The sequence below is a fragment of the Azospirillum sp. A23 genome (assembly GCF_042938965.1).
GTDB classification, from domain to species: Bacteria; Pseudomonadota; Alphaproteobacteria; order Azospirillales; family Azospirillaceae; genus Azospirillum; species Azospirillum melinis.
Window position 1 is genome coordinate 1,568,396 of the sequence record NZ_CP170666.1, and the last position, 25,571, is coordinate 1,593,966.

The window sequence follows — 25,571 nt, forward strand, 5'->3', positions numbered from 1 at the left end:
GCCCAGACGCTTTCAAATTCGTTGAAAGTCGATGCTGAGAGCTACTGCTATTCTGCGTTGATTTGCATTGCCGACGCTTGTCGAGCAATTGATGGTGGATTTTTCTCTTGGGCAACAGCTAAGCTATACTACTCTTGTTTTTATTCTCTGAGATCCTTGCTAGCCCTAAGAGGATTTGGGGTGTTTTATGTTGATGAAAAGCCGAAGATTATTGAGTCTGTTGCCGGTCAATATTTTCGGAAGCCAAGTAATTCAGAGGCTAAAGGTGGGACGCATGGCCTTGTAATCAATCTTTTTACTAATAAGATACCTCACCATTTGCTTCTTAGCCAGCCTATTTCTGGTTTGGAGCCTCCTAGATGGATGAAGGCCCGTCGAGAGGAAGTCAACTATGGAAAAGCGAAATATTTTGAGCCCAATGTCCCTAAATGGATGGAAAGTATAACGGAGCAGGGGCTTCGAAGGAGCCTCAATTCATATATTGGAGACACTCGCTTTCTATATCCCTTTGATCCTGACCACGCCGCATTAGCCTTTCCAATCTTGGCGATAAAGCTTCTGATTGGAGAAATGAATACTTATGGAAGGCGGTTGAGCGATGAAGATATTAAGTTTCTAGTGAAGAAAGTGACTGATGATACGGGGCAGATTGCTGAATGGGCGCGTTTGGTAAGTCAAAACTAAATATTATATCATCAATATTAGAGATTATCAGGATATTATCTCGCATTCTGGCGCTCAGTAGCAAGTTATGACAAATTATTTTCTTATCGCTCATTCGTAATCTCTGTTTGTTATCACCCCGTCCCCACATCATCCCGAATGCACGCCACCGAATGCCCCGGCGCCACCTCTCGCAACTGCCTTGCCTCCGGCTCGGCACAGGCCGGCAGCGCGAACGGGCACCGCGTCCGGAAGACGCAGCCGGACGGCGGGTTCATCGGGCTCGGCACGTCGCCGTCCAGCAGCATGCGGGACTTCGGCGCGTCGGGGTCCGGGTCGGGGGCGGCCGACAGCAGCGCCATGGTGTAGGGGTGACGCGGGCGCTCGTAGAGGCTGTCGCTCGGCGCGATTTCCATCAGGCGGCCGAGATACATCACCGCCACCCGGTCGCTGATGTAGCGCACCACCGCCAGATCATGGGCGATGAACAGCACCGCCAGCCCCAGCTCGCGCTGCAAATCGCCCAGCAAATTAACCACCTGCGCCTGCACCGAGACGTCGAGCGCCGACACCGGCTCGTCCGCGACGATGAAGTCGGGTTCCACCGCGAGCGCACGCGCGATGCCGATGCGCTGGCGCTGGCCGCCGGAGAATTCGTGCGGGAAACGGTCCATGGCGTCGGCGCTCAGGCCCACCTTCTCCAGCAGGGCCGCCACGCGGTCGCGGCGGTCGGCGCGGGTGCCGATGCCGTGGATCGTCAGGGCCTCGCCGATCACGTCGCGCACGCGCTGGCGCGGGTCGAGGCTGGCATAGGGGTCCTGGAAGACGATCTGCATGCGGCGGCGCTGCGCCCGCATCTCCGCCGTGCCCAAGCCGGTGATCTCCTGCCCGTTGAAGCGGATGGAGCCGCCGGTCGGCTCGATCAGCCGCAGGATGCTGCGCCCGGCGGTGGTCTTGCCCGATCCGGACTCACCGACCAGACCCAGCACCTCGCCGCGGTTCAGGTCGAAGGACAGATCGTCCACCGCCTTCACCCAGCCGACCGGCCGTTGCAGCAGCCCGCCGCGCACCGGAAAGCGCTTCTCCAGATTGCGGACGCTCAGCAGGGGCTGTTCGGTCATGACGTCAGTGCTCATTGCACGTCTCTCCAGCGGCGGCAGCGGGCGGAATGGTCGGGGCCGACCGGCTCCAGAACGGGTTCGGCGGCGATGCAGGCGGGTTCGGCCAGCGCGCAGCGTGGGGCGAAGGTGCAGCCCGCCGGGCGGTTCACCGGGCTCGGCACGCTGCCGGGGATGGCGTACAGCCGGCCGCCGTCGCCGCGGCGCTGGCCCAGATGCGGCATGCAGGCCAGCAGCCCGCGGGTGTAGGGGTGCCTGGGCGATTTCAACAGGGAGCGCACATCGCCTTCCTCGACGATGCGGCCGGAATACATCACCACCACCCGGTGCGCCACTTCGGCCACCACGCCCAGATTGTGGGTGATGAACAGGATCGAGGTGCCGGTCTCCTCCTGAAGCCGCCGCATCAGGTCGAGGATCTGCGCCTGGATGGTCACGTCCAGCGCCGTGGTCGGCTCGTCGGCGATCAGCAGGGTGGGGCGGCAGGCCAGCGCCATGGCGATCATCACGCGCTGGCGCATGCCGCCCGACATCTGGTGGGGATACTCGTCCAGCCGCCGCTCCGCCGCCGGGATGCCGACCTTCTTCAGCATGGCCAGCGCCTCGGCCCGCGCCGCCCGGCGGTCGAGGCCCTGGTGGTAGCGCAGCGCCTCGCCGATCTGGTCGCCGACGGTGTAGACCGGGTTCAGCGAGGTCATCGGCTCCTGGAAGATCATGCCGATCTCGTTGCCGCGGACGCTGCGCATCGCCCGCTCGCTGAGGCGGGCGAGGTCGCGCACCTGCCCGTCGCGGCCGCGGAACAGGATCTCGCCGCCTGCGATGATGCCCGGCGGCGACGGGATCAGCCGCATCGCCGACAGGCTGGTCACCGACTTGCCGCTGCCGGATTCGCCGACGACGGCCAGCGTCTCGTTGCGGCGTACGGCGAAGGACACGCCGTCCACCGCCTTCGACACGCCGGGATCGGCGGTGAAGTGGGTTTGCAGGTTGCGGATGTCGAGCGTGAGGTCAGCGTCCATGACGGGATCCCGGAGTTGGGTTCAGCGGGTGCAGCCGCGCGCCGGCACCGGCCAGTCGCCGACGACCTCGCCGTTGCGGGTGATCGCCATGCGGTCGTGCAGGTTGGTCACCACGCAGACATGGTTGGGCAGGATGCGCACGCGGTCGCCGATCTCCGGCTTCGCCGTGCTCCGGCTGAGGTCGACCACCGCATGCTCCTCGTTGACGCGGACGATCACCGCGTCGGGATAGTCGAGGATCAGGCCGTAGCCTTCGCCCACCGACGGGGCGACGCGGTCGCTCGACAGCGTCTTGCTGCCGCAATCCAGAACGGCGCGGTCGGGGGTGGGGCGGCTGACCACGGTGGCATGCACTTGCACGGCGCACTCCTCCAGCGTCGCCACACCGACGCCGACGGTGGCGCGGTCGTGGTAGATGTAGGTGCCGACGCGCAGCTCGGTCACGCCGGGAAGCTCATGGGTGTCCCAGCAGCCGGGGGTGCCGCCGACCGACACCGTCTCCACCGCGATGCCGGCGCCGTCGAGCAGGGCGCGCGTCTCAGTGACGAAGGGCACGGTGCGGGGGCCGCGCGGGTAGGTCATCAGGCCGCGGAAGCGGGTCAAGCCATTGCCGGCGGCGCGGCGGGCCAGCGTCAGCACCTCGTCCGGGGTCTGCACGCCGCAACGGCCGTCGCCGCTGTCGAACTCCACGAGGATGCCGATCTCGACGCCGGCCTCGGCAGCAGCGGCTGCCACGGTGTCGAGCGCCACGGCGTTGTCCAGCGCCACCGTCAGCTTCGTCTTGCCGGCCAGCTCGGCCAGCGGCGACACCTTGGCGGCGCCGACGATGGGGTAGGTCAGCAGGATGTCGGTGCAGCCGGCCTCGGCCATCACCATCGCCTCGCTGATCTTCTGGCAGGTGATGCCGACGGCGCCCAGCTCGATCTGGCGCAGGGCGAATTGGGGAAGCTTGTGGGTCTTGATGTGCGGGCGCAGCGCCAACCCGTGCCGGTCGCAATAGGCCTGCATCTTGGTCAGGTTATGCTCGACCCGGTCGAGGTCGATGACGGGGACGGGGGTGTCGAGTTCGTCGACGCGCATGGGACCGCTCCAAAGGCGACAAAAGGAAAGGGGCCGACCCCGGCAGGATCGGCCGCTCGGAATGTTACGCCGTCGGCAGCACGGCGATGCAGTCGATTTCGACCTGGATGTTGTTCAGCTGGCAGCCGATGGTGGTGCGGGCCGGCGGCTCGGTCGGGAAGAACTCCGAATAGAGCGCGTTGTATTCCTGGAAGCGGCCGAGGTCGCTGAGGTAGCTGTTGACCTTCACCACATGGGCGAGGTCGGTGCCGGCGGCCTTCAGGATGATCTCCAGATTGCGCAGGGTCTGGCGCACCTCGCCGGCGAAATCCTCGGGCAGCGCGCCGGTCTCCGGATGGTGCGGCCCCTGGCCCGACACATAGACGAAGCCGTTCGCGACGATGGCGTGGCTGTACTGGCCGGCGGGCTTCGCACCCTTTTCGGCGAAGATCGGCTTGCGGTTGCTCATCGGGTCCTCACTGGTTTTGAAACTGTGTTCTTGACGGATCAGGCGCGGGCCAGGGCCTTGCCCGGACGCGCGCCGGTGTGCCCGCCGTCGCGCAGGACGAACTGTCCGGCGACGAGCACGTCGGTGATGCCGTGGGGCGGGCGTGTCGGATCCTGGAAGGTCGCGCAGTCCGCCACGTCGGCGGTGAACAGGGTCAGGTCGGCCACCATGCCCGGCCGGATCAGCCCGCGGTCGGACAGGCCGAAGCGCTGCGCCGGAACCGCGGTCATGTGGCGCACGGCATCCTCCAGCCCCAGCCCGCCCTCGCCCCTGATGGCGCGGGCGAGATAGCGCGGGAAGCTGCCGAAGGCGCGCGGGTGCGGCTTGCCGGTCTCGCGCGGCAGCCCGTCCGATCCCAGCATGTGCAGCGGGTGCGACAGCGCGGTCTCCAGATCGGCCTCGGCCAGCTGGAACATGACGATGTTGGTGCGGCCGCGGTCGGCGCGGATCAGGCGGACCAGCGTGTCGAACGGAGCCTCCTTCGCCATCCCGGCGATCTCGGTCAGCGACATCCCTTCCAGCGGGCGCAGGTCATCCGCCGAAACGCCGCCGATGCGGACATTCTCCCAGCCGATCAGGCGGATCTTGGATTCCCAGCCGGCGTCGTTGGGGGCCTCGCCACCTTCCACCGCGCGGCGCAGCGCCGCCAGCCCGTCGGCGTCGGCCATCCGCGCCAGCAGCGCCTCCACCCCGCCCGCCAGCGCCGAGGGCGGCAGCAGTTGCAGGATGGTGCTGGAGCCGGCGGGGTAGGGGTACATGTCGAAGCTGACGTCGGTGCCGCCCTTACGGGCGATCTCCAGCCGCTCCACCGCGCGCGGCAGGCTGCCCCAATAGGGCTTCCCGGCGGCTTGCAGATGGGAGAGCAGGCCGCTCGCCCCGCCGGCCTTCAGCAGATCGAGGAACTCATCCACCGAGGCGATCAGCCCGCCTTCATAGGAGCGGACATGGGCGGTCAGCAGTGCACCATGCTCCGCCACCACCTCCGCCAGCCGCACCAGCTCGGCGCGGTCGGCCCAGGCGCTGGGCGGATAGACGAGGCCGAGCGACAGGCCATGCGCGCCCTGGCGCAGCTGCTCGGCCAGCAATGCTGCCATCGCCTCGCGCTCTTCGGCGGTGGCGGCGCGGTTCTGCCAGCCCATGACGGCGAGGCGCAGGGCCGCGTGCCCGACCAGCGAGACGAGGTTGATGGCGGTGCCGCGCCCGTCGAGCGCTGCGCGGTAGCCGGCGAAATCGGCGAAGGTTTCCTGATCCGACACCGTGCCCAGCAGGTTGCCGAAATGCTCGCGCAAGGGGCCGCCGCTGTCCGGGCTCTGCGGGTAGAGCCCGAAGGAGCAGTTGCCGACCACCACGGTGGTGACACCCTGCGCCACCTTCTCCGGCCGGCCGGGCTGACGCAGCTGGATCAGATCGTCGTGGCAATGGGCGTCGATGAAGCCGGGGGCGAGGAAACGGCCCTGTGCCTCCAGCGGTTCGGCATCGGCTGCGTCCAGCATCGGGCCGACGGCGGCGATGCGTCCGCGCTCCACCAGCACGTCGGCCGGGAACCAGGGGGCGCCGGTGCCGTCGATGACGCGGGCGCCCTTGATGAGGAAAGTGGCACTCATCTTACTTCGCCTTCTGGAGCCGGGGGTCGAGCGCGTCGCGCAGCCCGTCGCCGACGATCTGGAGCGACAGAACGGTCAGGACGATGGCGCAGCCGGGGAACAGGATCAGCCAGTCGGCCTGCTGGAAATACTGTTGGGCGCTGGCGATCATGTTGCCCCAGGTGGGCGTGGTCGGCGGCACGCCGACGCCGAGGAAGGACAGCGCCGCCTCCGTCAGGATGGCATAGGCGAAGATGAAGGTGGCCTGCACCAGGATCGGCGACATCAGGTTGGGCAGGATGTGCAGGAAGACGATGCGCGGGGTGGAGGCGCCGAGCGCCGTCGCCGCCTCGATGAAGGGCATCTCGCGCACCACAAGGCAGGCGGCGCGCACCACGCGGGCGACGCGCGGCGTGTAGACGATGCCGAGCGCCAGCACGACGTTGTAGAGCGACGGCCCCAGCGCCGCCATGAAGGCGATGGCGAGCAGGATGTCCGGGAAGGCCATCAGCGCGTCGGTCAGCCGCATCAGCAGGCCGTCCAGCGGCCGGATATAGCCGGCGGCCAGCCCCAGCAACGTGCCGAGCACCGTCGCCACCACCACCACCAGCAGTCCGACCAGCAGCGACAGCCGGGCGCCCAGCATCACGCGGGACAGCACGTCACGGCCATACTCGTCGGTGCCGAACCAGTGGGCGGCGGTCGGCGGCTTCAGCCGGCCGAGGATGTCCATCTTCGCCGGATTGAAGGGGGTGATCCAGGGCGCCAGCAGCGCCACCGCCAGGATCGCCAGCATGACCAGGAAGGACAGCACCACCAGCCGGCGGCGGAACAGCTGGCGCAGCAGCAGGGCGGCCGGCGAGCGGCTGTTCTGCGGCTTGGCCGAGGAGGGAAGGGGGACGTTGCCGTGACCGGCGGGGACGCTTGCCATGGAAACCCTCCCTCTCAATAACGGACCCGCGGATCGACCACGGCATAGAGCAGGTCGACCGTCAGGTTGATCAGCACATAGATGGCGGACACCACCAGCAGGGCGCCCTGGATCACCGGATAGTCGCGGCGCAGCACGGCCGAGACGATCAGGTTGCCGACGCCGGGCAGGCCGAACACGGTTTCCGTCACGATGGCGCCGGCGATCATCACCGCGGTGGTCAGGCCGATCACCGTCAGGATCGGGATCATCGCGTTGCGCAGCGCATGCTTCAGCACGACGACCAGCGGCGGCAGGCCCTTTGCCCGCGCGGTGCGGACGTAATCGTGGCTCATCACGTCCAGCATGCTGGTGCGGGTGAAGCGCAGGATCAGCGCCGAATTGGGAATCCCGAGTGCGATGGCCGGCAGAACCAGATGGCGCATGCGCTCCAGCAGGTCGGCGTCGGGCGGGCCGTAGCCGGCGACCGGGAACCAGGCATGGTCGACCGCCAGATACTTGATCAGCGTCAGCCCGATCCAGAAGCTGGGGATGCTGGCCGCCAGCATGGCGAGCCCGACCGCGGTCTGGTCGACCAGACCGCCGCGCTTGGCCGCCGACAGGATGCCGACCGGCACGCCGATCAGCATGGCGATGCCCACCGACATCATGGTCAAGAGCCCGGTCAGCTCCGACCGCTCGGCCAGCGCCTGCGCCACAGGGCGGTTCAGGAAGATGGAGTCGCCGAGGTCGAAGCGGACGATCTGCCCGAGATAGAGCAGGAACTGCGTCAGCAGCGGTTCGTCGAGCCCGAGCCGGCTGCGCAGCGCCGCGATGTCCTCCGGCGTGGCGGAGGACCCCAGCATGACGGCGGCGGGATCGCCCGGCACGACGCGGGCGATCAGGAAGACCACCATGGCGACGAGCAGCATGACGACCATCATGCCGGCGAACCGGCGGACGATGTAAACGAGCATGGTTGCGGTCCCGGACCGTAGCAGGAAGTATCGCCTGAGCGGAGTCCCCTCTCCCCCCCGGGGAGAGGGTTAGGGTGAGGGGGACGCGCGTCGTGAATTTGCAAGAATTGCGACGCTCTGATCGTTCCCCGATCCACGCTGTGCATCCCCCTCCCCCCGACCCTCTCCCCGGGGGGGGAGAGGGGGGTGGCTGGGAAAGTGGTTTATCCCGACCCTCAGCCCTTCAGGTCGGTGTTCCAGAAGAACGGCCAGGGCGTCGGGGTGTAGCCGGTCAGCTTGTCGCTGCTGGCGGCGAGGTTGTAGAACTCGCCGACCTTGATGCTCGGCACCTCGCTGTAAAACAGCGATTGCAGGGTCACCCACTTCGCCTTGCGCGCCGCCGGATCCATCTCGCGGTTGAAGGCGGCCAGCGCCTCCTTCTTGGCCGGGCTGTCCCACCAGCCGGGATAGCTCGGGTTCAGCACGGTGATCAGCGACGGCTCCGGCACGAAGGTGTGGTAGGTGAAGAAGGCATCCCACCCCTTGTCGTCGCCGCGGCGCTGCAGCAGCGTCGCCCAGTCCAGCACCTGCAAATCGACCTTGAAGCCGGCGAGTTCGAGCTGGGCCTGGGCCACCATGCTCATCTTGTACAGGAACTCGTACTGCACCGAGGTCATGATGCGGATCGGCTCGCCCTTGTAGCCGGCGGCCTTCAGCAGCTCCGCCGCCTTGCCGGCCGCATGGTCGGCATAGGGCTTGGCGCTGGCCGCATCGTAATAGGGCGTGCCCTGGGCATAGATCGACCCCTCCGCCTGGACGAATTCGGGGTCGCCGAAGCCGGCCAGCAGCATGTCGTTCGGCTCCAGCGCCGCCAGGACCGCCTGGCGCATCTTCGGGTTCGCCATCACGCCGGTCTTGGTGTTCATGATCATCAGCGGGAAGCCGAAGGGCTTGACGATCACGGGCTTGACGCCGGCCGCGCCCTTGATGCGCGGCAGGGTTTCCGCCGGCAGGCTGTCGGCGAACTGGTACTGGCCGGCCAGGACGCCCGACACGCGGGTGGCGGCGTTCGGCACCGGGACGAAGCGGACCTCGCCGATGTTGGCCTTGCGGCTGCCGGCATAGCCGCTGGGCGCGCCGGCGGGCGAGGCGTAGGCGTCGTGGCGCACCAGCCGGATATACTGGTCGGGCTTGTGCTCCAGCAGCTTGTAGGGGCCGGTGCCGATCAGCGATTTCAGGGCGCCCGGCCCGTCGATGACCGATTTCGGCACGATGGCGGCGGCACCGTTGTTCATCGCCAGCAGCGCGGTCAGCGGTGCGAAGGGCTCCTTCAGCGCGATGACGACGGCGTCCGCACCCTTGGCGGCGATGCTCTCCACCAGCGGGGCGACGGTCTTGCCGCGCGGCGAGGCCTTGGTCCAGTGGTCCAGCGAGGCGACCACGTCGTCGGCCGTGACGGTGCTGCCGTCATGGAAGGTGACGCCGCTGCGCAGCGGGATGGTGTAGGTCTTGCCGTCCGCCGACACCTGCGGCAGGGCCGAGGCCACCAGCGGGGCCAGCTTCCAGTCGCCGTCGAAGGTGAACAGCGTCTCGAACATGTGCTGGGTGATGATGCTGACGAGGTCGGACGTGGTGCCGACCGGGTCCAGCGTCGGCGGCTCGCCGATGGTGGCGACCGTGACGACCGATGCGCCGCCCTGCTGGGCCTGCGCAGAGGTGGTCCAGCTTCCGAGAATTCCAGTGGAAAGTCCGCCTGCGGCCAGCGTCGTGCCGAGGGCGGTGTTGAACAGACGTCGCGTGATCCCTGTCATTTCCGTCTCCCGAACCGTTTGTCCGAAATATCGGACGTCGGTCTTGTATTCCAGACAAACGAACGGTATATCGGACAAAGACCGCTGGCAAGCCGAAAATCCGCGTGCTAATCGGTTGTGCGACGACCAGGGAGCATGGATCAGATGACGGGCGATGGCGTGGCGGAGAAGCAGGTTGCGGAGAAGTCGCCGACGGAAAAACCGACTGGCCGGGCCCGCGGCATCGACCGTGTCATCGCGCTGATGGAGCATCTGCACGACCGGCGCGCTCCCACCCGCATCGCCGACATCGCCCGCGACACCGGCACCCCGCGCTCGACCATGTACGAGTTGGTCAACACGCTGGTGGAGGCGCGCTGGCTGGAACTGCGTGACGGCGACGGCACGGTCTATTTCGGGCCGGCGATGCATTACTACGGCAGCGATTACCTCGACAGCGTCGACCTGATCCGCAAGGCGCGGGTCGAGGTTGCCCACATCGCCGAGACGGTGGGGGAGACCGCGCAGTTCTGCACGCTGGACGGCGACAAGTATCTGGTCGTGCTGAACGAGCCGGGCCGGCGCATGTTCCGCATCAGCTCCGAGATCGGCATCAAGGTGCCGATCCCCTGGACGGCGTCCGGCCGGCTGCTGGTCGATCACCTGGATGCCGAGGAAATCCGGCGCTTCATCCCGCCCGACGATTTCACCCTGCCCGACGGCCGCCGCATCGCCGAGGACGAGTTCCTGGAGGACATGCACCGCGCCCGTACCCAGGGCTATGTCCGGACCACGGCGCTGGTCGACCGCTTCACCACCTGCCTTGCCGCCCCGGTCCGCGATCCGTCCGGCCGCTGCATCGCCACCATCTGCTTCGTCGTCCCCGCCGACACGACGGAGGAGGCGCAGCAGATGATGATCGACACGCTGAAGGCCAGCGCGGAGCGTCTGTCGCCCGGCCGCTGATGTCGGCGCGGATTGGCGCGCCGGGAGGTTGTCATTTGACGACGGCACACCACATGTTTTAAATGGAGCCAGGAAACGCGCAGTAATAGCGCTGCGAAAGCCCCATAATCCCCGATAGAGCGCTGCGAAACATAAAGCCGTATTAAGAACTGACCACATCGCCGTCTTTCGCAGCGCTATGCTGCAATGCGAAAGAGCCAGTACAGCAATGTGATGTCTCCTCTTTTGCGCATGCGGGATCGTGTCAATATCTTCCTCAACAGGCCGCGACACCGGCCGCCGGAATTCAAACCCGAAATTGAAGGAAGACCGCCATGACCTCCTATGATGTCGAATCCGCCAAGTTCGCCGCCAAGTTCGCCATTGCCCGCATCGTTGTCGGCGCCATCCTGTTCGCCGCCGTCGCTGCGGTCGCCAACATGAACCCGTACGCCATCCTGGCCGCCGACGAAGCCACCGCCGCCGTCGCCCTGGAAATGGTCAAGACCATGCCGGTGACCGTCGCCGACGCCGCCCGCTGAGCGCGTCGCGGTCCGCAGGCCGGGCCGGTGGCGCAACCCGTGGCGCAACATTGACGGCTTGCCCCTGTTTGCTGGAACTGATCCCAGGCTGACAAGGAGGCGCCGATGCCCCGCACCACCGACCCCGCAGATGGCCGAATTACCGACGGCCAAACGACGGGCGACCGCCGGTCAGGTCAGGCCCAGGTGTCGAAGCCGCCCTCCCGCGCGGAAGTCGAAGAGATCAGCCGCTCGCAGGAGTATCTGACCGACGACTGGACCGGCGACGGCGGCACCAAGCCGCCGGGCGATGAGCGGGGCGGCCGCAAGGACGGCTGAGGCCGCCGTCCTATTCACAGCAGTCCCACTCCACCGAACGGGCAGGAAGCCGGAGGGATCCGACGGCTTCCTGCCCGTTCGGCTGTCCGGAGGGCTCCATCGGACCCCGAACGGCGTACATCCTCCGCCCTCAGGCTTAAGCTCTCTGAGAGATGGACGAATCCGGGAACTTGCAGTCCGCGCTCCTGTCGAAGGAAGTCCCCCTTCCTGAACCGGAGAGACTGGGATGCGCAACCTCCTCACCACTCTGCTGCTTGCAGCCGCCCTGCTTCCCGCCGCAGCGGCTGCGCAGGCCGTCGGTGCAGATGCCGGTGCAGATGAAGGCGACGCCGTTTGCCGGCCGGGTGACAAGGGCTGCGCGCGGTTCGTCGGCGACGGGAGGGGCGGCGTGCCGAAACGGGGCGGTGCCAAGCAGCCAGTGATGATCGGCACGTCGGTCTTCATGCTGACCCCGTGGCAGGCCGAACGGGAGCGCCGCTGCCTCGCGCTGGCCGGTTGGGCCGAGGCGCGGGGAGAGGGGGCCGACGCCATGGCGGCCGTCATGTGGGTGGTGGCCAACCGCGCCGCTTCGGCCGATCAGCCGTCGCTGCCCTGCCGGGTCGTGGTCGCGACCGGCCAGTTCGAACCTTTCGCGGTGGCGCCCGTCGAGCCCGCCGAGCGGAAGAAGGCCAAGGCGGTCAAGGCAAAGGGCAGGCAGGCGGAGAAGGCGGCCCGGCAGGCGAAGGCCGAAGAGGCGAAGCTCGCCGCCGATCCCCGTGTCGAGAACCGGCGCATCCTGGCGGAGATCCGCCGTCAGGCCGCGGCGATCCGGGCGGGCGGCATGCCGTCCTGGCCGAAGCCGCGCCTCGCCCCCGACCAGGAGGCGCTGCGCACCGCGCGCGGGCTGGCCTGGAACCTGAACGACGACGACATGCCCGATCCGACCGCGCGGGCCTCGATGTTCTACAGCCCGCCGACACAGGCCGCGCTGCGCCGCCAGAAGCCGGAATGGGCGGAGGCTCGGCTGAAGACCGCCTCCATCGGCGGCCATTCCTTCTACCGCGCGCCGACGCCGCCCGAAGAGCGCACCATCGCCACCCTGGTGGCGGAGATTGCGGAGTAAAGTGCCGGGATGGGTGGCCTCCGGCGGAAATGGTCGGGAGGATTTTCGGGAAGGTCCGGTTAAGTCGATGTTTTCTGTCAAGTACCCGACCCGCCGGACCAGACCGGAATTGCAGAGGTCCGGCCTGTATTTTTCATGATGCGGAAAGGCCGGCGCCGAATTGCTGTAGATCAATCGCTCTCGTCTGTCGACCTCCTAGGCTGTCTCCGTTCCACGACATCAAAGGGAGAGAAACGATGAAAGCAATCGATCTGATGACGCCGCGGGTCATCACCATCGGTCCGGACGCGACCGTCGCCGATGCCGCCCGGACGATGCTGGAGAACCACATCAGCGGCCTGCCGGTGGTCGATGGCTCCGGCAAGGTGGTGGGGATCATCAGCGAAGGCGACCTGCTGCGCCGGGTGGAGCTGGGGACGGAACGTCACCGCTCCTGGTGGCTCGGCCTGATGTCCGGCGGCACCCTGCCGGCGGAGGATTTCATCAAGTCCCATGCCCGCAAGGTCGCCGACGTGATGACCGCCCATGTCACCACGGTGGACGAGACCGCCTCGCCCGAAGAGGTCGTGCGGGTGATGGAGACGCGGCGGATCAAGCGCGTGCCGGTGGTGAGCCGGGGCGCCCTGGTCGGCATCATCAGCCGAGCCAACCTGCTGCGCGCGCTGGCCAGCGTCTCGCCGGAAACGCCGGCCGCCGCGGCGGACGACCGTGACCTGAAGGACCGGGTGACCGCCGCCGTCAAGGAACTGTCGTGGGAGTCGCGCTCGCACGACGCCATCGTCGTCCGCAACGGCGTCGTCCAGCTCTGGGGCTTCGTCAGCAGCGGATCGCAGCGGGATGCGCTGCGCGTCGCGGCGGAGCGTGTCCCCGGCGTGAAGGCGGTGGAGAACAACATCCAGGTCGTCGACCCCGCCGAAAGCGGTGCCTGGGGCCTCTGATTTAGAGGGCGGGAACCCGAAGGGCGGGCCGGGGAGGGCGCGGTCAGATCTTCCCCGGCAGCCGCGCTCCGACCAGATGGGTCGCCTGCGCGCCATACTCATAGACGGCCTCCTGCACCGCCCGGGCCGACAGGGTGTCGGGTGCGGTGCTGGGAAGCGGCATCTCCGCCTCTGGCAGCTTGCCGGTGATGTGCTCGGCCAGACAGCGGCCGAGCACCGTGCCGGGGGCGATGCCGCGGCCGTTGTAGCCGCTGAAGCCGATGATGTTGCGGTCCAGCCGGTGGAAGCGCGGCAGGTTGTCCTTGGTCATGCCGATCTGACCGTACCATTCGGATTCGAACCGCACCGGACCCAGCTGCGGGAACAGCGCCGCCAGCGAGCGCTGCGCCCAGGCGCGGTGGACCGCGGTGCCGGTCCCGCGCAGCGCGCCGACGCTGCCGAACACCAGCCGGCCCTGGCGGTCGAAGCGGTAGGAACTCAGCACCGACCTGGTGTCCCACACCCCCTGGCGTTCCGGCAGGATGGCCTTCTGCATCGCGTCGGACAGCGGCTCCGTCGCCAGATTGAAATAAGGCAGGTGGACCTGCTCGGTGCGCAGCCGCACCCAGGGGCCGATGCTGTAGGCGTCGGTGGCGACAACCACCCAGTCGGCGGTGACCGATCCGTTCGGCGTCTTCACCTCCCACTTGTCCCCGCTCTGGCTCGCCGACTGCACCGGGCTGCCGGTGAAGATGCGGGCCCCCGCCGCGATGGCCGCCGTCGCCAGCCCGCGGGCATAAGCCAGCGGCTGGATGGTGCCGGCGCGCAGATCCAGCAGCGAGCCGGTGTAGGCCGTGGTGCCGACCTTCTCCGCCGTTTCCTTCGCGTCCAGCAGGCGCACGGGCGCGCCGCGCTTCTGCCAGATGGCGGCGCGCTGTTCCAACTCGCGCAGGCCCGCCGGGCCGACGCCGCAATGGAGCGTGCCGCTGCGCTCGTCCTCGCAGGCGATGCCGTGCCTGGCGATCAGGTCGAAGACGGCGCGCGGCGCGTTGCCCAGCAGCTCGATCAGCCGCTCTCCGTAAACCGGTCCCAGCGTGTTGACCAGCTGGTCGGGCATCACCCACATGCCGGCATTGACCAGCCCGACATTGCGCCCGGCGCCGCCGAAGCCGATCTCCACCGCTTCCACCACCACGGCGCTGATGCCGCTTTCGGCGAGATGCAGCGCCGCCGAAAGGCCGGTGTAGCCGGCGCCGACGATCACCACGTCGGCCCGGACGCTGCCGGTCAACGGCGCGGTCGGCGGCGCCGCCGGTGCGGTGCGTTCCCAAAGCCCATGCGACCGCGGATCGTTCAGCATCCCCTGAGGTCCTTTTCGCGTCTGTTCTGTGCGTCAGTCATTCCTGGTGCGAAAGATTGACTTGCCTACCCCCTTCGGCCAAATGATGTTTGTTCAACCAGTCATTCCATCCCGGAATGAAATCCGCCGAGACCCCAATGCAGAGCCCATGATACAGAGCCCGCGCCGCTTCCTTCCCTCCCTGGCCCTGCTGTCCGCCTTCGAGGCGGCGGCGCGCACCGGCAGCATCACCGCGGCGGCGAAGGAGCTTTCCCTGACCCAGAGCGCGGTCAGCCGCCAGATCAAGGCGTTGGAGGATCTGCTGGAGGTCGAGCTGTTCCACCGCGAACGGCAGACCATCCGCCTGACCGCCGGCGGCGAGTATTACGTGCGTGAGGTGCGCGACGCCCTGCGCCGCATCAGCACCGCGTCCTTGAACCTGCGCGCCAACCCCTATGGCGGCACGCTCAGCATCGCCATCCTGCCGACCTTCGGCACGCGCTGGCTGGCGCCGCGCCTGCCGAAATTCCTGGCCGGCAATCCCGGCATCACCATCAATCTGGTGACGCGGATGGCGCCCTTCGATTTTCGCCTCGACCCGGTGGATGCCGCGATCCATTTCGGCCGGCCGGACTGGCCGGGCGGGGAGATGGCGCTGCTGCGCCGGGAGACGGTGATTCCCGCCTGCAGCCGGAGCCTGCGCGACCGCTTCGATTTCCGCCGGCCCGCCGACCTGCGGCTTGCCCCGCTGCTGCACCTGACCAGCCGTCCCGACGCCTGGGAGCGCTGGCTGACCCTGCACGGCACGCCGGCCGACGGCGTGCACGGCATGCTGTTCGACCAGTTCGCCACCGCCTCGCAGGCCGCCATCGCCGGGCTTGGCGTGGCGCTTCTTCCGCTATTCCTGATCGAGGAGGAATTGCGGTCGGGCCAGCTGGTGCCGGCGCTCGACCTGCCGATGGAAAGCGAGAACGCCTATTACGTCGTCTGGCCGTCGGAGCGCGCGGGCTACCCGCCGCTGGCCGCCTTCCGCGACTGGATCCTGGCGGAGACGGCGGAGTGCCGCACCCCGGCAGGTCATGAGCTTTCCTCATGAAGTCGGGAAAAACAATCGCAATCCATCCCGCCGCTTCGTTGCTATAGCTGGACCATGTGAAGGACCGCGCAGGTCCGGCCAGCCAATGCGAGCGAGATTTGGAATGAGTGTCCAGACGATCACCAGAGTCGATGCCACCAGCCCCGATGCGATCCGCACCCTGTTCTCGACCGCCATGTCGGAGATGTATCGGACCGAGGTGCCGGCCTATCAGACGCTCGTCGAGCTGGTGGAGGAGGTGAACGCGGCGCTGCTGGCCGCCGACCCGGCGGAGCGTCATCGTCTGGAGTCCGCCGGTGGCCTTGCCCGCATCACGGAGGAGCGCCACGGCGCCATCCGCCTCGGCACCGCGGATGAGCTGTCAACCATGCGCCGGCTATTCGCGGTGATGGGCATGCAGCCGGTCGGCTATTACGATTTGTCGGAAGCCGGCGTCCCGGTCCACTCCACCGCCTTCCGCCCGGTTGACGGGGAGGCGCTGAGTCGCAACCCGTTCCGCGTCTTCACCTCCCTGCTGCGGCTCGACCTGATCGCCGACGCCGCCTTGCGGCAGGAGGCGGAGAGGGTGCTGGCCGCGCGCAGCATCTTCACCCCCGGCTGCCTTGCCCTGATCGAAAGGGCCGAGGCCGACGGCGGGCTGGATGAGGAGGATGCCGGGCGCTTCGTCGCGGAGGCGCTGGAGACCTTCCGCTGGCACAGCCGGGCCAATGTGCCGCTCGACCTGTACAACCGCCTGCACGACGCCCACCGGCTGATCGCCGACGTGGTGTCCTTCAAGGGGCCGCACATCAACCACCTGACGCCGCGCACGCTCGACATCGATGCGGTCCAACGTCTGATGCCGGTAAAGGGCATTGCGCCGAAGGCGGTGGTCGAAGGCCCGCCGACCCGCCGCTGCCCGGTCCTGCTGCGCCAGACCTCCTTCAAGGCGCTGAGCGAGCCGGTCGATTTTCAGGATGGCGACAGCGATGGGGGCGGCTGGCGGTCCGGCGTCCACACCGCCCGCTTCGGCGAGATCGAGCAGCGCGGCATCGCCCTGACTCCGAAGGGCCGGGCGCTCTACGACACGCTGCTTCAGGACTCCCGCCGCCTCGTCGCCCCGGCGGCCGACGGCTCCAACGCCGCGCAGTACATGGCGGCCCTCCAGGAGGTGTTCGCCCCCTTCCCCGACAGCTGGGACGGGATTCGCCGTGAGGGGCTCGGCTATTTCAGCTATTCCCTGACCGACGCCGGCCGCCGCAACCCGCCGGCACCGGGCGCCGATCTGGAAACGCTGATCGAGAGCGGCGCCGTCCGCTTCGATCCCGTTGTCTACGAGGATTTCCTGCCGGTCAGCGCCGCCGGCATCTTCCAGTCCAACCTGGGCGACGAGGCGCAGCAGGACTTCGCCGCCAGCCCGAACCAGCAGCGCTTCGAAGCCGATCTCGGTGCCGCGGTGCTGAACCCGTTCGACCTCTATGCCGAGATCGAATGCGCCTCCATCGCGGCCTGTTTCGCGGCGAAGTAAGTCACACAGGAAGGGCGGCGGGACGGAAGGCGCCCGCCGCCAGCCAGTCTTCGAAGGCCGCCGGTGCCAGCGGCCGGGAAATCAGGTAGCCCTGGCCGAAGTCGCAGCCGTGCAGGCGCAGCCAGTCATAGGCCTCATCCGTCTCCACCCCTTCGGCGATGACCAGATATCCCAGGTCATGGGCAAGGTCGATGGTCGAGCGGACCATGATCTGGTCGCTGCGCTCATCGGCGATGGAACGGATGAAGCGCTGGTCGATCTTCACCGCCGTCGCCGGGATGTCCTTCAGATAGGACAGCGCGCTCTGGCCGGTGCCGAAATCGTCGATCTCGACCTCGATGCCCAGGTGGCGCAGGCGCAGAAGCTGGCGGTCGACCTCGGCCCGGTCGGTCATCAGGGCGCTTTCCGTCACCTCGAAGTCGATCCAGTCCGCCTGCACGTCATGGCGCTCCAGCAGGGCTTCGACCCGGTCGGTGAAGTCGCCGCTGCCGAGATCCAGCATCGAGATGTTGATCGACACCGGTAGGGCGATGCCGATTCGGCGCCAGTGCGCCACCTGGGTCAGGACGGCGCCGATCACCCATTCCGTCAGCGGGCGCACCAGCGCCGTGCGTTCGGCCAGCGGCACGAATTCGGCGGGCGAGATCGGTCCCAGTTCCGGATGGGTCCAGCGGAGCAGCGCCTCCGCCCCGATGCAGCGGTCGGTGCGCAGATCGACCTTGGGCTGATAGGCCATGTGCAGTTGGCCTTGCCCGCCCATCGCCTCGGTCAGGCTGCGCAGCAGCAGGAAGGCGCGGTGGGCGGCGCGGTCCTGCTCCTCGTCATAGGCGCACCAGGGCTTCTGCGTCTCCAGCGACTGGTGGGCGGCGCTGGTGGCGGCCCGCAGCAACTCCACGCTTTCCGCCGCGACGTCCGAGCGGTGCACGAAACCGATGCCGGTGGAGGTGGCGATCGGCACGCCCTGATACTGGAAGGGGCGGCGCAACGTAGCGCTGACTCGGTCCAGCGTGGCGGCATGCGTGCCGTCCCCAACCATGCCGCCGGGCAGCATGAAGGCGAAGCGGGCCGGCGACAGATGGTAGAGCCGCGTGCGGTCCGGCAGGCAGGCGGCGATGCGGTGGGCGCAGTCGATCTCGAACGCGTCGGCGCAGACCTGCCCCAGCACCCGGGTCAGTTCGGCATATTGCTGCGACGCCGCCGCATCGATCACCACCGCCGTTCCCGGCACCGTGGCGGGGTCGTCCGCCAGGGCGTCGGCGTCGGCCAGGAAGCGGAAGCGGTTCGACAGCGAGGTGACCGGATGCAGATAGCCGACGGCGCGCCGCGCCTCGATATGCGCCATCGTCATCGCCGACAGGTCGCGCAGCGCCTCCTCCTCCTCCGGGGTCAGCGCCGGGCGCGGCTGGTTGTCGATCACGCAGATGGTGCCGAGCGCCAGCCCGTCCGCCGTGCGCAGCGGGGCGCCGGCATAGAAGCGGATGTTGGGATCGCCGGTCACCAGCGGATTGTCGGCGAAGCGCTCGTCCTGCCGGGCATCGCCGACCACGAGCAGGGCGTCGGAGTCGAGCGCATGGGCGCAGAAGGCATGTTCGCGCGGCGTCTCCTGCACCGGCAACCCGACCCGCGACTTGAACCATTGGCGGTCACGGTCGACCAGCGAGATCAGCGCCACCGGCACCTTCAGCAGTTTGGCGGCCAGACGCGTGATCTGGTCGAAGGCGGCCTCCGCCGGCGTGTCGAGCAGCTCGTACCGCTGGAGCGTCGCCAGCCGGTCCTCTTCTCGGGCCGGGACCGGCGGCAGGCGCTTCGCCGTCGCGGGCGTCATCTCGGTTTTCATCCTGCTCCCGGCACTCTCGTCTTCAAGCAATTCCGGCACCGATCCTGCCGACAAGTCCATCAAAGAGCCAATGACAATGGTGCAATGCGGCATGGAAACAATCGTCGGTCTCCAGGCCACCCGCCGTCCGTCCTATCGCTGTTCAATCGCCGCCAACGCCGTCACGGTCAGTTGTGCCAGAACCATGCGGTCGACCGGGCCGAAACTGCGGGGCGCCGTGTCGATCAGGCAGACGGAGCCGAGCGCCAACCCCTGCCGGTTGATGATCGGGGCGCCGGCATAGAAGCGGATGTACGGTTCGCCCAGCACCAGCGGATTGTCGCGGAAACGCGGATCGCGGGCGGCATCCTCCACCACCATCGGCAGACTCTGGCGGATGGTGAAGTCACAGAAGGCGACGTCGCGCGGTGTTTCCTGCACGGCCAAGCCGCGGCGCGCCTTGAACCATTGCCGGTCGGCGTCCAGCAGCGACACCAGCGCGATGGGCACGCGGAAATGGTCGCAGGTCCAGGACACCAGATCGTCGAAGGCGGGTTCCGGCTCGCTGTCCAGCAGCCCGGTGCGGCGCAGCGCCTCCAGCCTCGCCGCCTCGTCATCGACCGGGACGGCGCCGCGGCCGACGGTCTGCGGGACGGCCCCGCTCGCGATGGTCTCCTTCAGAAGCGTCATGGGCTCGGCTCCGCGGTCGTGTTGGAAGGGCTGGCGGCCCGGCGATGGCGCAATTCCGTCAAGAAACAAATAATTCGTCGGGCCATTAAATATGATCGTTGCCGTGACTTGAGTGTGGACTCCTTCCTTTTACGCATGGGACGGAACTTGGATCTGTTGGCTTCCATATTATTTCGGAAGGCATAGTCATAGCTGGCATTGCGATTGCTTGATGGACCGCCGCTTGTCCGTCTTCATGGCAGCCCGCGCCGTCCGACCCCAGCCATCGACCCCCGACCATCGACCTGTGGCATGGCTGTTCTGCGGCGGCATCGGCCGGCTTTCTGCCGGTCTCGCGCAACGAACGGGGTGTTCCGGTGTTTCGCGCTGGGGAGCGGGGACGCTCCCACGGCACAACGACCGGGCCCTTGCTGATCGCCCGGCATTTCGGTCAGGAGCGTCATACCATGCCGGACGACCAGCATCGCAGGGACGTCGTCGATCTCACCGGACAGGAGGCGGACAGCCAGGCCGGGCGCAGCGAGCGCGGGCAGCCGGCCGCGGGCGAAGACCGCAAGACGCCGGGCTTCATCCGCCGTCACCCGATTGCGATCCTCGCCGGGCTGGTGGTGATCGCCCTGCTGGCGGTGGCCGGCTACATCTACTGGCAGCGCAACATCCACCCCTACGAGTCGACCGACGACGCCTTCGTCGACACCCGGCAGTTCCCGGTGGCGACGAAGGTGGCCGGCTATGTGACGGAGGTGGCGGTCGGCGACAACCAGCATGTCAATGCCGGCGACCTGCTGTTCCGTATCGACACGCGCGACTATCAGACCGCGCTGGATCAGGCGCAGGCGCAGATCGACTCCGCCCAGGCGGCGATCACCGGCTACGATGCCCAGATCGACGCCCAGCGCGCCCAGATCGAGCAGGCCAGGGCGGAGGTCTCGCAGGCCGAGGCCGCCGTCGGCTTCGCCAAGGAGGATGCGGCGCGCTACCGCGACCTGCAATCCCGCGGTGCCGGAACGGTGCAGCAGGCGCAGCAATCCACCGCCACCCTGCAGGAACAGCAGGGCAAGCTGACCAGCGCCAACGCCGCGGTGATCGCCGCCGAACGGCAGGTCGGGGCGCTCCAGGCGCAGCGGACCAGCGCCGTGGCCGATCTGGCGCGGGCGAAGGCGCAGATGGCGCAGGCCCAGCTGAACCTGTCCTATACCACCGTCACGGCGGCGCAGCCCGGCCGGGTGGTGCAGCTGAGCGGGGCGGTCGGCCAGTTCGCCCAGGCCGGCCAGAGCCTCGCCATCTTCGTTCCCGACGACATCTGGGTCACCGCCAACTTCAAGGAGACCCAGATCACGGACATGCGGCCGGGCCAGCCGGTGGACATCCACATCGACGCCTATCCCGGCCGCAAGGTCACCGGCCATGTCGACAGCGTGCAGCCGGGCTCCGGCACCGCCTTTTCCCTGCTGCCGGCCGAAAACGCCACCGGCAACTATGTGAAGGTGGTGCAGCGCATTCCCGTGAAGATCGTCGTCGACCAATGGCCGGACGGCGTCTCCATCGGCCCCGGCATGTCGGTGGTGCCGCGGGTGACGGTGCGATGAGCGCCGCTGCCGAAGGCGCAGGTTCCGGCGGCTTCGATGCGTCGCAGAGTGCCGCCGGCGGCCGCAATCCGTGGCTGATCGCCGTGGTGGTCTCCATCGCCACCTTCATGGAGGTGCTGGACACCACCATCGCCAACGTCGCCTTGCGCTACATCTCCGGCACGCTGGCGGTCAGTGCCGACGAGGCGTCGTGGGTCGTCACCTCCTACCTCGTGGCGAACGCCATCGTGCTGACGGCCAGCAGCTTCATCGCCAAGCGCTATGGCCGCAAGCGCTTCTATCTGGCCTGCCTGGGGCTGTTCACCGTCAGCTCGCTGGCCTGTGGCTTCGCCTGGAATCTGGAATCGCTTCTGCTGTTCCGGGTGCTTCAGGGCTTCGCCGGCGGCGGCATGGTGCCGATTTCGCAATCGATCCTGGCCGACAGCTTTCCGCCGGCCAAGCGCGGGCAGGCCTTCGCCATCTTCGGCATCGCCGTGGTGGTGGCGCCGGTGGTCGGGCCGACGCTGGGCGGCTGGCTGTCCGACAATCTGTCCTGGCACTGGTGCTTCCTGATCAACGGGCCGGTCGGGGTGATGGCCTTCGCGCTGGTCAGCTTCCTGGTGCAGGAGCCGAAATCCGCCATTGAGGAACGCCAACGGCTGAAACGCCAGGGCATCCGCATGGATTTGATCGGCTTCCTGCTGGTGGCGACTTTCCTGGGCTCGCTGGAGGTGGTGCTCGACCGCGGCCAGACCGACGACTGGTTCGCGTCGGGCTTCATCATCGCCTTCGCCATCGTCTGCGTGGCGTCCTTCTGCCTGATGATCCCGTGGGAGATGACGCGGGAGAACCCGATCCTCGATCTGCGGATGGTGGCGACGCGGCAGTTCGGTTCCTGCTTCCTGGTGATGATGGCGACCGGCGCCATCCTGATCGCGACGACGCAGTTCCTGCCGGAGCTTCTCCAACAATATTTCGGCTTCACCGCCACCTGGGCCGGCCTTGCCCTGTCGCCGGGCGGCATGGTGACGATGGTGATGATGCTGGTCGTCGGCAGGCTGGCCGGGCGGATCCAGCCGAAATACCTGATCGCCACCGGCGCCACCATCGTGGCGCTGGCGATGTGGGACCTGACGCGGCTGAACCCGGACTCCACCTTCTGGTTCTTCGCATGGTCGCGCATCTATATCGGCATCGGCCTGCCGCTGATCTTCATCCCGATCACCACGGCGTCCTATGACGGCATCCCGCGCGACAAGACCGATCAGGCGTCGGCCCTCATCAACGTCGCGCGCAATGTCGGCGGCTCCATCGGCGTGTCGATCGCCCAGAATGTGCTGGCCTTCCGCGAGCAGTTCCACCACAGCCGGCTGGCCGAGCATATCGTGCCGTCCAACCCGGCCTATCAGCGGACCGTGGAGCAGGCGACGAGTTATTTCTCCATGGCCGGCGGCGAGGCGGGCGCGCGGGAGCGGGCGATGGCCTACATCGGCCAGCAGGTGCAGATGCAGACCGCCTACTGGTCCTACATCGACGTGTTCTTCGCGCTGATGCTGATCTCCGCCTCGGCGGTGCCGCTGGCCTTGATCCTGCGCAACGTGAAACGCTGACCGGCAGGCGCCGTGCAAGGGTCTCTCATTCCCTCATGCTTCGTGATAGACACCGCCGGTTCCCTCCCGTGACCGGATGAGCTGTCCGCCCATGAAGCGCCCGACGATTTCCGACCTCGCCAAGGCGGCGGGCGTCAGCGTCGCCACCATCGACCGGCTGCTGAACGGCCGGCACCCCGTGCGGGAGGAGACCGCCCGCCGCATCTTCGAGGCGGCGACCGAGATCGGCTTCCACGGCGCCAACGCCATCCGCCAGCGCACCCTGGCGCAGCAGCCGGATTATCACCTTGGCTTCATCCTGCAGAAGGAACGCCATGCCTTCTATCAGGAGTTCGCGGCGCGGATCGAGGAGGTGGCGCGCAGCCATCCCGACCGCCGGCTGCGCGCCACCATCCGCTTCGTCCAGTCGACATCCCCGGCCGAACTCGCCGAGCTGATCCGCGGCATGAAGGGGAAGGTGAGGGCGGTCGCGGTGACCGGCATCGACCATCATGACGCCACCGCCGCAGTCGCCGAACTGAAGGCCGCCGGCATCCCGACCTTCTCGCTGCTGTCCGACTTCGCCCAGGGCGTGCGGGAAGGCTATATCGGCACCAACAACCTGAAGGCCGGCCGCACCGCGGCGTGGCTGATGTCGAAGATCGCACGGGGGCCTGGGCGCATCGCCGTCTTCATCGGCGCCTTCCGCTATCACGGCCATGCCCTGCGCGAGACCGGATTCCGCAGCTATTTCCGCGAGTTCGCGCCCAAGTTCACCCTGATGGACAGCATTGTCAACGTCGAGACGCGCCAGTTGACCTACGAGGCGACGCTCGGCCTGCTGGACCGGCACGACGATGTCGTCGGCATCTATGTGGCGGGCGGCGGCATGGAGGGCGCCATCGCCGCATTGCGCGAGCTCCGCCGGCCGGACGAGGTGACCTGCATCGTCCACGAGCTGACGCCGGAGTCGAGGCAGGGGCTGCTCGACCGCCATGTCTCGGTGGTGATGGCGACGCCGCTGCCGGCGCTCTGCACCGACCTGATCGAGATGATGGTCCACAGCATCGAACACGGCATGGCGGAAAATCCCGGCCAGCGTTTCCTTCCCGCCCAGCTGTGGACGCCGGAAAGCCTGTAGAGAGAAGCGTACCGGGCGCATGATGGAAAACCATCATGGCGTGCTGCAAATTCTCTCATGTTTGACGGCGAACCGGCCGGCAGGCGCGTTGACCGGACGGTGCGCGATGGTGAATGCTTCCCCTGCCAATCAAGAGCAGAAACGGCCGGGAGGAAGCGCGATGACGGATTCGGACCCCTAGCCAGTCCGGCAGCCCGGCAACGGGCGGCCCCCCAACAACCGAAAACCGCAATCGACCCCGGTGACCCGCCCGGGCGCGGCGCGCATGGCTGCGCGCGTGGCCCCGCTCGCCCACCGAACGACATGAGGCTTTGGAAAAATGACCGTCAGAATTGGCATCATCGGCACCGGCGCCATCGGTCGCGACCATGCCCGGCGCATCGAGCAGGTGCTGGCCGGCGGCAAGGTTGTCGCCATGACCGACGTCAACCGCGAGTCCGCCGAGGCGGTGCGGGCCGACATCGCCCCTGATGCCGAAATCTTCCAGACCGGCGAGGAACTGATCGCCTCGCCGCTGGTCGATGCGGTTCTGGTCACCTCCTGGGGCGCCAGCCACGAGCAGTATGTGCTGGCCGCCATCGCCGCCGGGAAGCCCTGCTTCTGCGAAAAACCGCTCGCCACCACCGCCGACGGCGCCAAGCGCATCGTCGATGCCGAGGTGGCGCACGGCAAGCGTCTGGTCCAGGTCGGCTTCATGCGCCGCTACGATGCCGGCTACATCGCGCTGAAGGAGGCGGTGACCAGCCGCACCGGCGCGCCGATCATGGTCCATGCCGCCCACCGCAACCCGACGGTGCCCCAGCATTACGTCACGCCGATGGCGATCCACGACACGCTGATCCACGAGATCGACGTGTTCCGCTGGCTGCTGGACGACGATTACGTTTCCGCCCGCGTGATCTTCCCGCGCCGCGCCGCCCGCAGCCACGGCAAGCTGCGCGATCCGCAGGTCGTGGTGCTGGAAACGGCGAAGGGCGTCGTCATCGACGTCGAGATCTTCGTGAACTGCCACTATGGCTACGACATCCAGTGCGAGGTGGTGGGCGAGGACGGCATCGCCCGCCTGCCGGAACCGATGGCGGTGCAGATGCGCCTGAACGCCAGCCTGCAGAATCCGATCCTGACCGACTGGAAGGATCGTTTCATCGCCTCCTACGATGTGGAGCTTCAGGACTTCCTGAAGGCCGCCGCCCAGGGCACCGCCACCGGCCCGACCTGCTGGGACGGCTATGTCGCCGCCATCACCTCGGATGCCTGCGTCACCGCGCAGGAACGCGAGGGCGAGGCCGTCGCCATCGCGCTGCCCAGCCGTCCGGCGCTCTACAGCTGAAGGCCGCCTGTCCGGCGACACGGGTCCGCCGGTCCGTATCCATTGCCATCGCCAATCCGACGACC

23 protein-coding genes are annotated in these 25,571 nt (G+C 67.6%); 12 read left to right on the forward strand and 11 right to left on the reverse strand.

The annotated features are described in order from the left end of the window. Nucleotides 1-21 precede the first annotated feature (21 nt). Nucleotides 22-684 carry a hypothetical protein gene (locus ABNQ40_RS15865; RefSeq protein ID WP_146255542.1) on the forward strand — a complete coding sequence of 221 codons (663 nt, stop codon included), beginning with the start codon at nt 22-24 and terminating at the stop codon, nt 682-684. A gap of 113 nt (nt 685-797) precedes the next feature. Here ABNQ40_RS15865 and ABNQ40_RS15870 read toward each other — a convergent pair whose 3' ends face one another. From ABNQ40_RS15870 to ABNQ40_RS15905, 8 genes are all read right to left on the reverse strand, one after another. Continuing rightward, nucleotides 798-1,799: an ABC transporter ATP-binding protein gene (locus ABNQ40_RS15870; protein ID WP_109490580.1), complete on the reverse strand. Its 1,002-nt coding sequence runs from the start codon at nt 1,797-1,799 to the stop codon at nt 798-800. Further along, nucleotides 1,796-2,800: an ABC transporter ATP-binding protein gene (locus ABNQ40_RS15875; RefSeq protein WP_109490579.1), complete on the reverse strand. Its 1,005-nt coding sequence runs from the start codon at nt 2,798-2,800 to the stop codon at nt 1,796-1,798. Before ABNQ40_RS15875 ends, ABNQ40_RS15870 begins: the two co-directional genes overlap by 4 nt. Before the next feature lie 21 nt (nt 2,801-2,821). Next, nucleotides 2,822-3,880, reverse strand: coding sequence for an alanine racemase (locus ABNQ40_RS15880; protein WP_109490578.1), 1,059 nt, complete (start codon nt 3,878-3,880; stop codon nt 2,822-2,824). A gap of 64 nt (nt 3,881-3,944) precedes the next feature. Next, complete coding sequence (locus ABNQ40_RS15885; protein ID WP_109490577.1) at nt 3,945-4,328, reverse strand: RidA family protein; 384 nt, start codon at nt 4,326-4,328, stop codon at nt 3,945-3,947. A gap of 38 nt (nt 4,329-4,366) precedes the next feature. Continuing rightward, on the reverse strand, nt 4,367-5,971 hold the full coding sequence (locus ABNQ40_RS15890) for an amidohydrolase family protein (RefSeq protein ID WP_109490576.1): 1,605 nt from the start codon (nt 5,969-5,971) through the stop codon (nt 4,367-4,369). A gap of 1 nt (nt 5,972) precedes the next feature. Continuing rightward, nucleotides 5,973-6,881 (reverse strand): ABC transporter permease, encoded by a 909-nt coding sequence (locus ABNQ40_RS15895; RefSeq protein WP_109490575.1) that lies wholly within the window; start codon nt 6,879-6,881, stop codon nt 5,973-5,975. Between the two features lie 14 nt (nt 6,882-6,895). Beyond that, complete coding sequence (locus ABNQ40_RS15900) at nt 6,896-7,837, reverse strand: ABC transporter permease (RefSeq protein WP_109490574.1); 942 nt, start codon at nt 7,835-7,837, stop codon at nt 6,896-6,898. 215 nt (nt 7,838-8,052) lie between these two features. Continuing rightward, nucleotides 8,053-9,627 (reverse strand): ABC transporter substrate-binding protein, encoded by a 1,575-nt coding sequence (locus tag ABNQ40_RS15905; RefSeq protein ID WP_109490573.1) that lies wholly within the window; start codon nt 9,625-9,627, stop codon nt 8,053-8,055. Nucleotides 9,628-9,762: 135 nt separating this feature from the next. Between ABNQ40_RS15905 and ABNQ40_RS15910 the strand changes: the two genes are divergently transcribed. The 5 genes from ABNQ40_RS15910 to ABNQ40_RS15930 all read left to right on the forward strand — a co-directional run bounded on the left by ABNQ40_RS15910 (nt 9,763) and on the right by ABNQ40_RS15930 (nt 13,451). Beyond that, on the forward strand, nt 9,763-10,572 hold the full coding sequence (locus tag ABNQ40_RS15910) for an IclR family transcriptional regulator (protein ID WP_247880136.1): 810 nt from the start codon (nt 9,763-9,765) through the stop codon (nt 10,570-10,572). 314 nt (nt 10,573-10,886) lie between these two features. Further along, nucleotides 10,887-11,093: a hypothetical protein gene (locus tag ABNQ40_RS15915; RefSeq protein WP_109490572.1), complete on the forward strand. Its 207-nt coding sequence runs from the start codon at nt 10,887-10,889 to the stop codon at nt 11,091-11,093. A 105-nt stretch (nt 11,094-11,198) separates the two neighbouring features. Continuing rightward, nucleotides 11,199-11,411, forward strand: a complete 213-nt coding sequence (locus ABNQ40_RS15920; protein WP_109490571.1) for a hypothetical protein — start codon at nt 11,199-11,201, stop codon at nt 11,409-11,411. A 226-nt stretch (nt 11,412-11,637) separates the two neighbouring features. Next, nucleotides 11,638-12,513 carry a cell wall hydrolase gene (locus ABNQ40_RS15925; RefSeq protein ID WP_109490570.1) on the forward strand — a complete coding sequence of 292 codons (876 nt, stop codon included), beginning with the start codon at nt 11,638-11,640 and terminating at the stop codon, nt 12,511-12,513. 236 nt (nt 12,514-12,749) lie between these two features. After that, nucleotides 12,750-13,451 carry a CBS domain-containing protein gene (locus ABNQ40_RS15930; protein WP_109490569.1) on the forward strand — a complete coding sequence of 234 codons (702 nt, stop codon included), beginning with the start codon at nt 12,750-12,752 and terminating at the stop codon, nt 13,449-13,451. A gap of 43 nt (nt 13,452-13,494) precedes the next feature. On the opposite strand, the gene ABNQ40_RS15935 is transcribed toward ABNQ40_RS15930, so the two are convergent. After that, on the reverse strand, nt 13,495-14,790 hold the full coding sequence (locus tag ABNQ40_RS15935) for an FAD-binding oxidoreductase (protein ID WP_109490568.1): 1,296 nt from the start codon (nt 14,788-14,790) through the stop codon (nt 13,495-13,497). Nucleotides 14,791-14,941: 151 nt separating this feature from the next. Between ABNQ40_RS15935 and ABNQ40_RS15940 the strand changes: the two genes are divergently transcribed. Then, the gene (locus ABNQ40_RS15940; protein WP_199235623.1) at nt 14,942-15,865 is read left to right on the forward strand and encodes a LysR family transcriptional regulator; all 924 of its coding nucleotides are present in this window, start codon (nt 14,942-14,944) and stop codon (nt 15,863-15,865) included. Nucleotides 15,866-15,968: 103 nt separating this feature from the next. Then, nucleotides 15,969-17,372: a VOC family protein gene (locus tag ABNQ40_RS15945; RefSeq protein ID WP_109490566.1), complete on the forward strand. Its 1,404-nt coding sequence runs from the start codon at nt 15,969-15,971 to the stop codon at nt 17,370-17,372. A gap of 1 nt (nt 17,373) precedes the next feature. Here the strand turns inward: ABNQ40_RS15945 and ABNQ40_RS15950 are convergent, their stop codons facing one another. Both ABNQ40_RS15950 and ABNQ40_RS15955 read right to left on the reverse strand, forming a co-directional pair. Then, nucleotides 17,374-19,197 (reverse strand): sensor domain-containing phosphodiesterase, encoded by a 1,824-nt coding sequence (locus ABNQ40_RS15950; RefSeq protein ID WP_109491230.1) that lies wholly within the window; start codon nt 19,195-19,197, stop codon nt 17,374-17,376. A gap of 144 nt (nt 19,198-19,341) precedes the next feature. Beyond that, entirely contained in the window at nt 19,342-19,878 is a 537-nt protein-coding gene (locus ABNQ40_RS15955) for a GAF domain-containing protein (protein WP_109490565.1), read from the reverse strand. A gap of 446 nt (nt 19,879-20,324) precedes the next feature. On the opposite strand from ABNQ40_RS15955, the gene ABNQ40_RS15960 reads away from it, so the two are divergent. From ABNQ40_RS15960 to ABNQ40_RS15975, 4 genes are all read left to right on the forward strand, one after another. Beyond that, nucleotides 20,325-21,467 (forward strand): HlyD family secretion protein, encoded by a 1,143-nt coding sequence (locus ABNQ40_RS15960; RefSeq protein WP_109491229.1) that lies wholly within the window; start codon nt 20,325-20,327, stop codon nt 21,465-21,467. Continuing rightward, entirely contained in the window at nt 21,464-23,056 is a 1,593-nt protein-coding gene (locus tag ABNQ40_RS15965; RefSeq protein WP_109490564.1) for a DHA2 family efflux MFS transporter permease subunit, read from the forward strand. The genes ABNQ40_RS15960 and ABNQ40_RS15965 overlap by 4 nt, the downstream gene beginning before the upstream one ends. 91 nt (nt 23,057-23,147) lie before the next feature. Continuing rightward, nucleotides 23,148-24,176, forward strand: a complete 1,029-nt coding sequence (locus ABNQ40_RS15970; RefSeq protein ID WP_109490563.1) for a LacI family DNA-binding transcriptional regulator — start codon at nt 23,148-23,150, stop codon at nt 24,174-24,176. A gap of 319 nt (nt 24,177-24,495) precedes the next feature. Next, nucleotides 24,496-25,506, forward strand: a complete 1,011-nt coding sequence (locus ABNQ40_RS15975) for a Gfo/Idh/MocA family protein (RefSeq protein WP_109490562.1) — start codon at nt 24,496-24,498, stop codon at nt 25,504-25,506. The last annotated feature ends 65 nt before the right edge of the window (nt 25,507-25,571 follow it).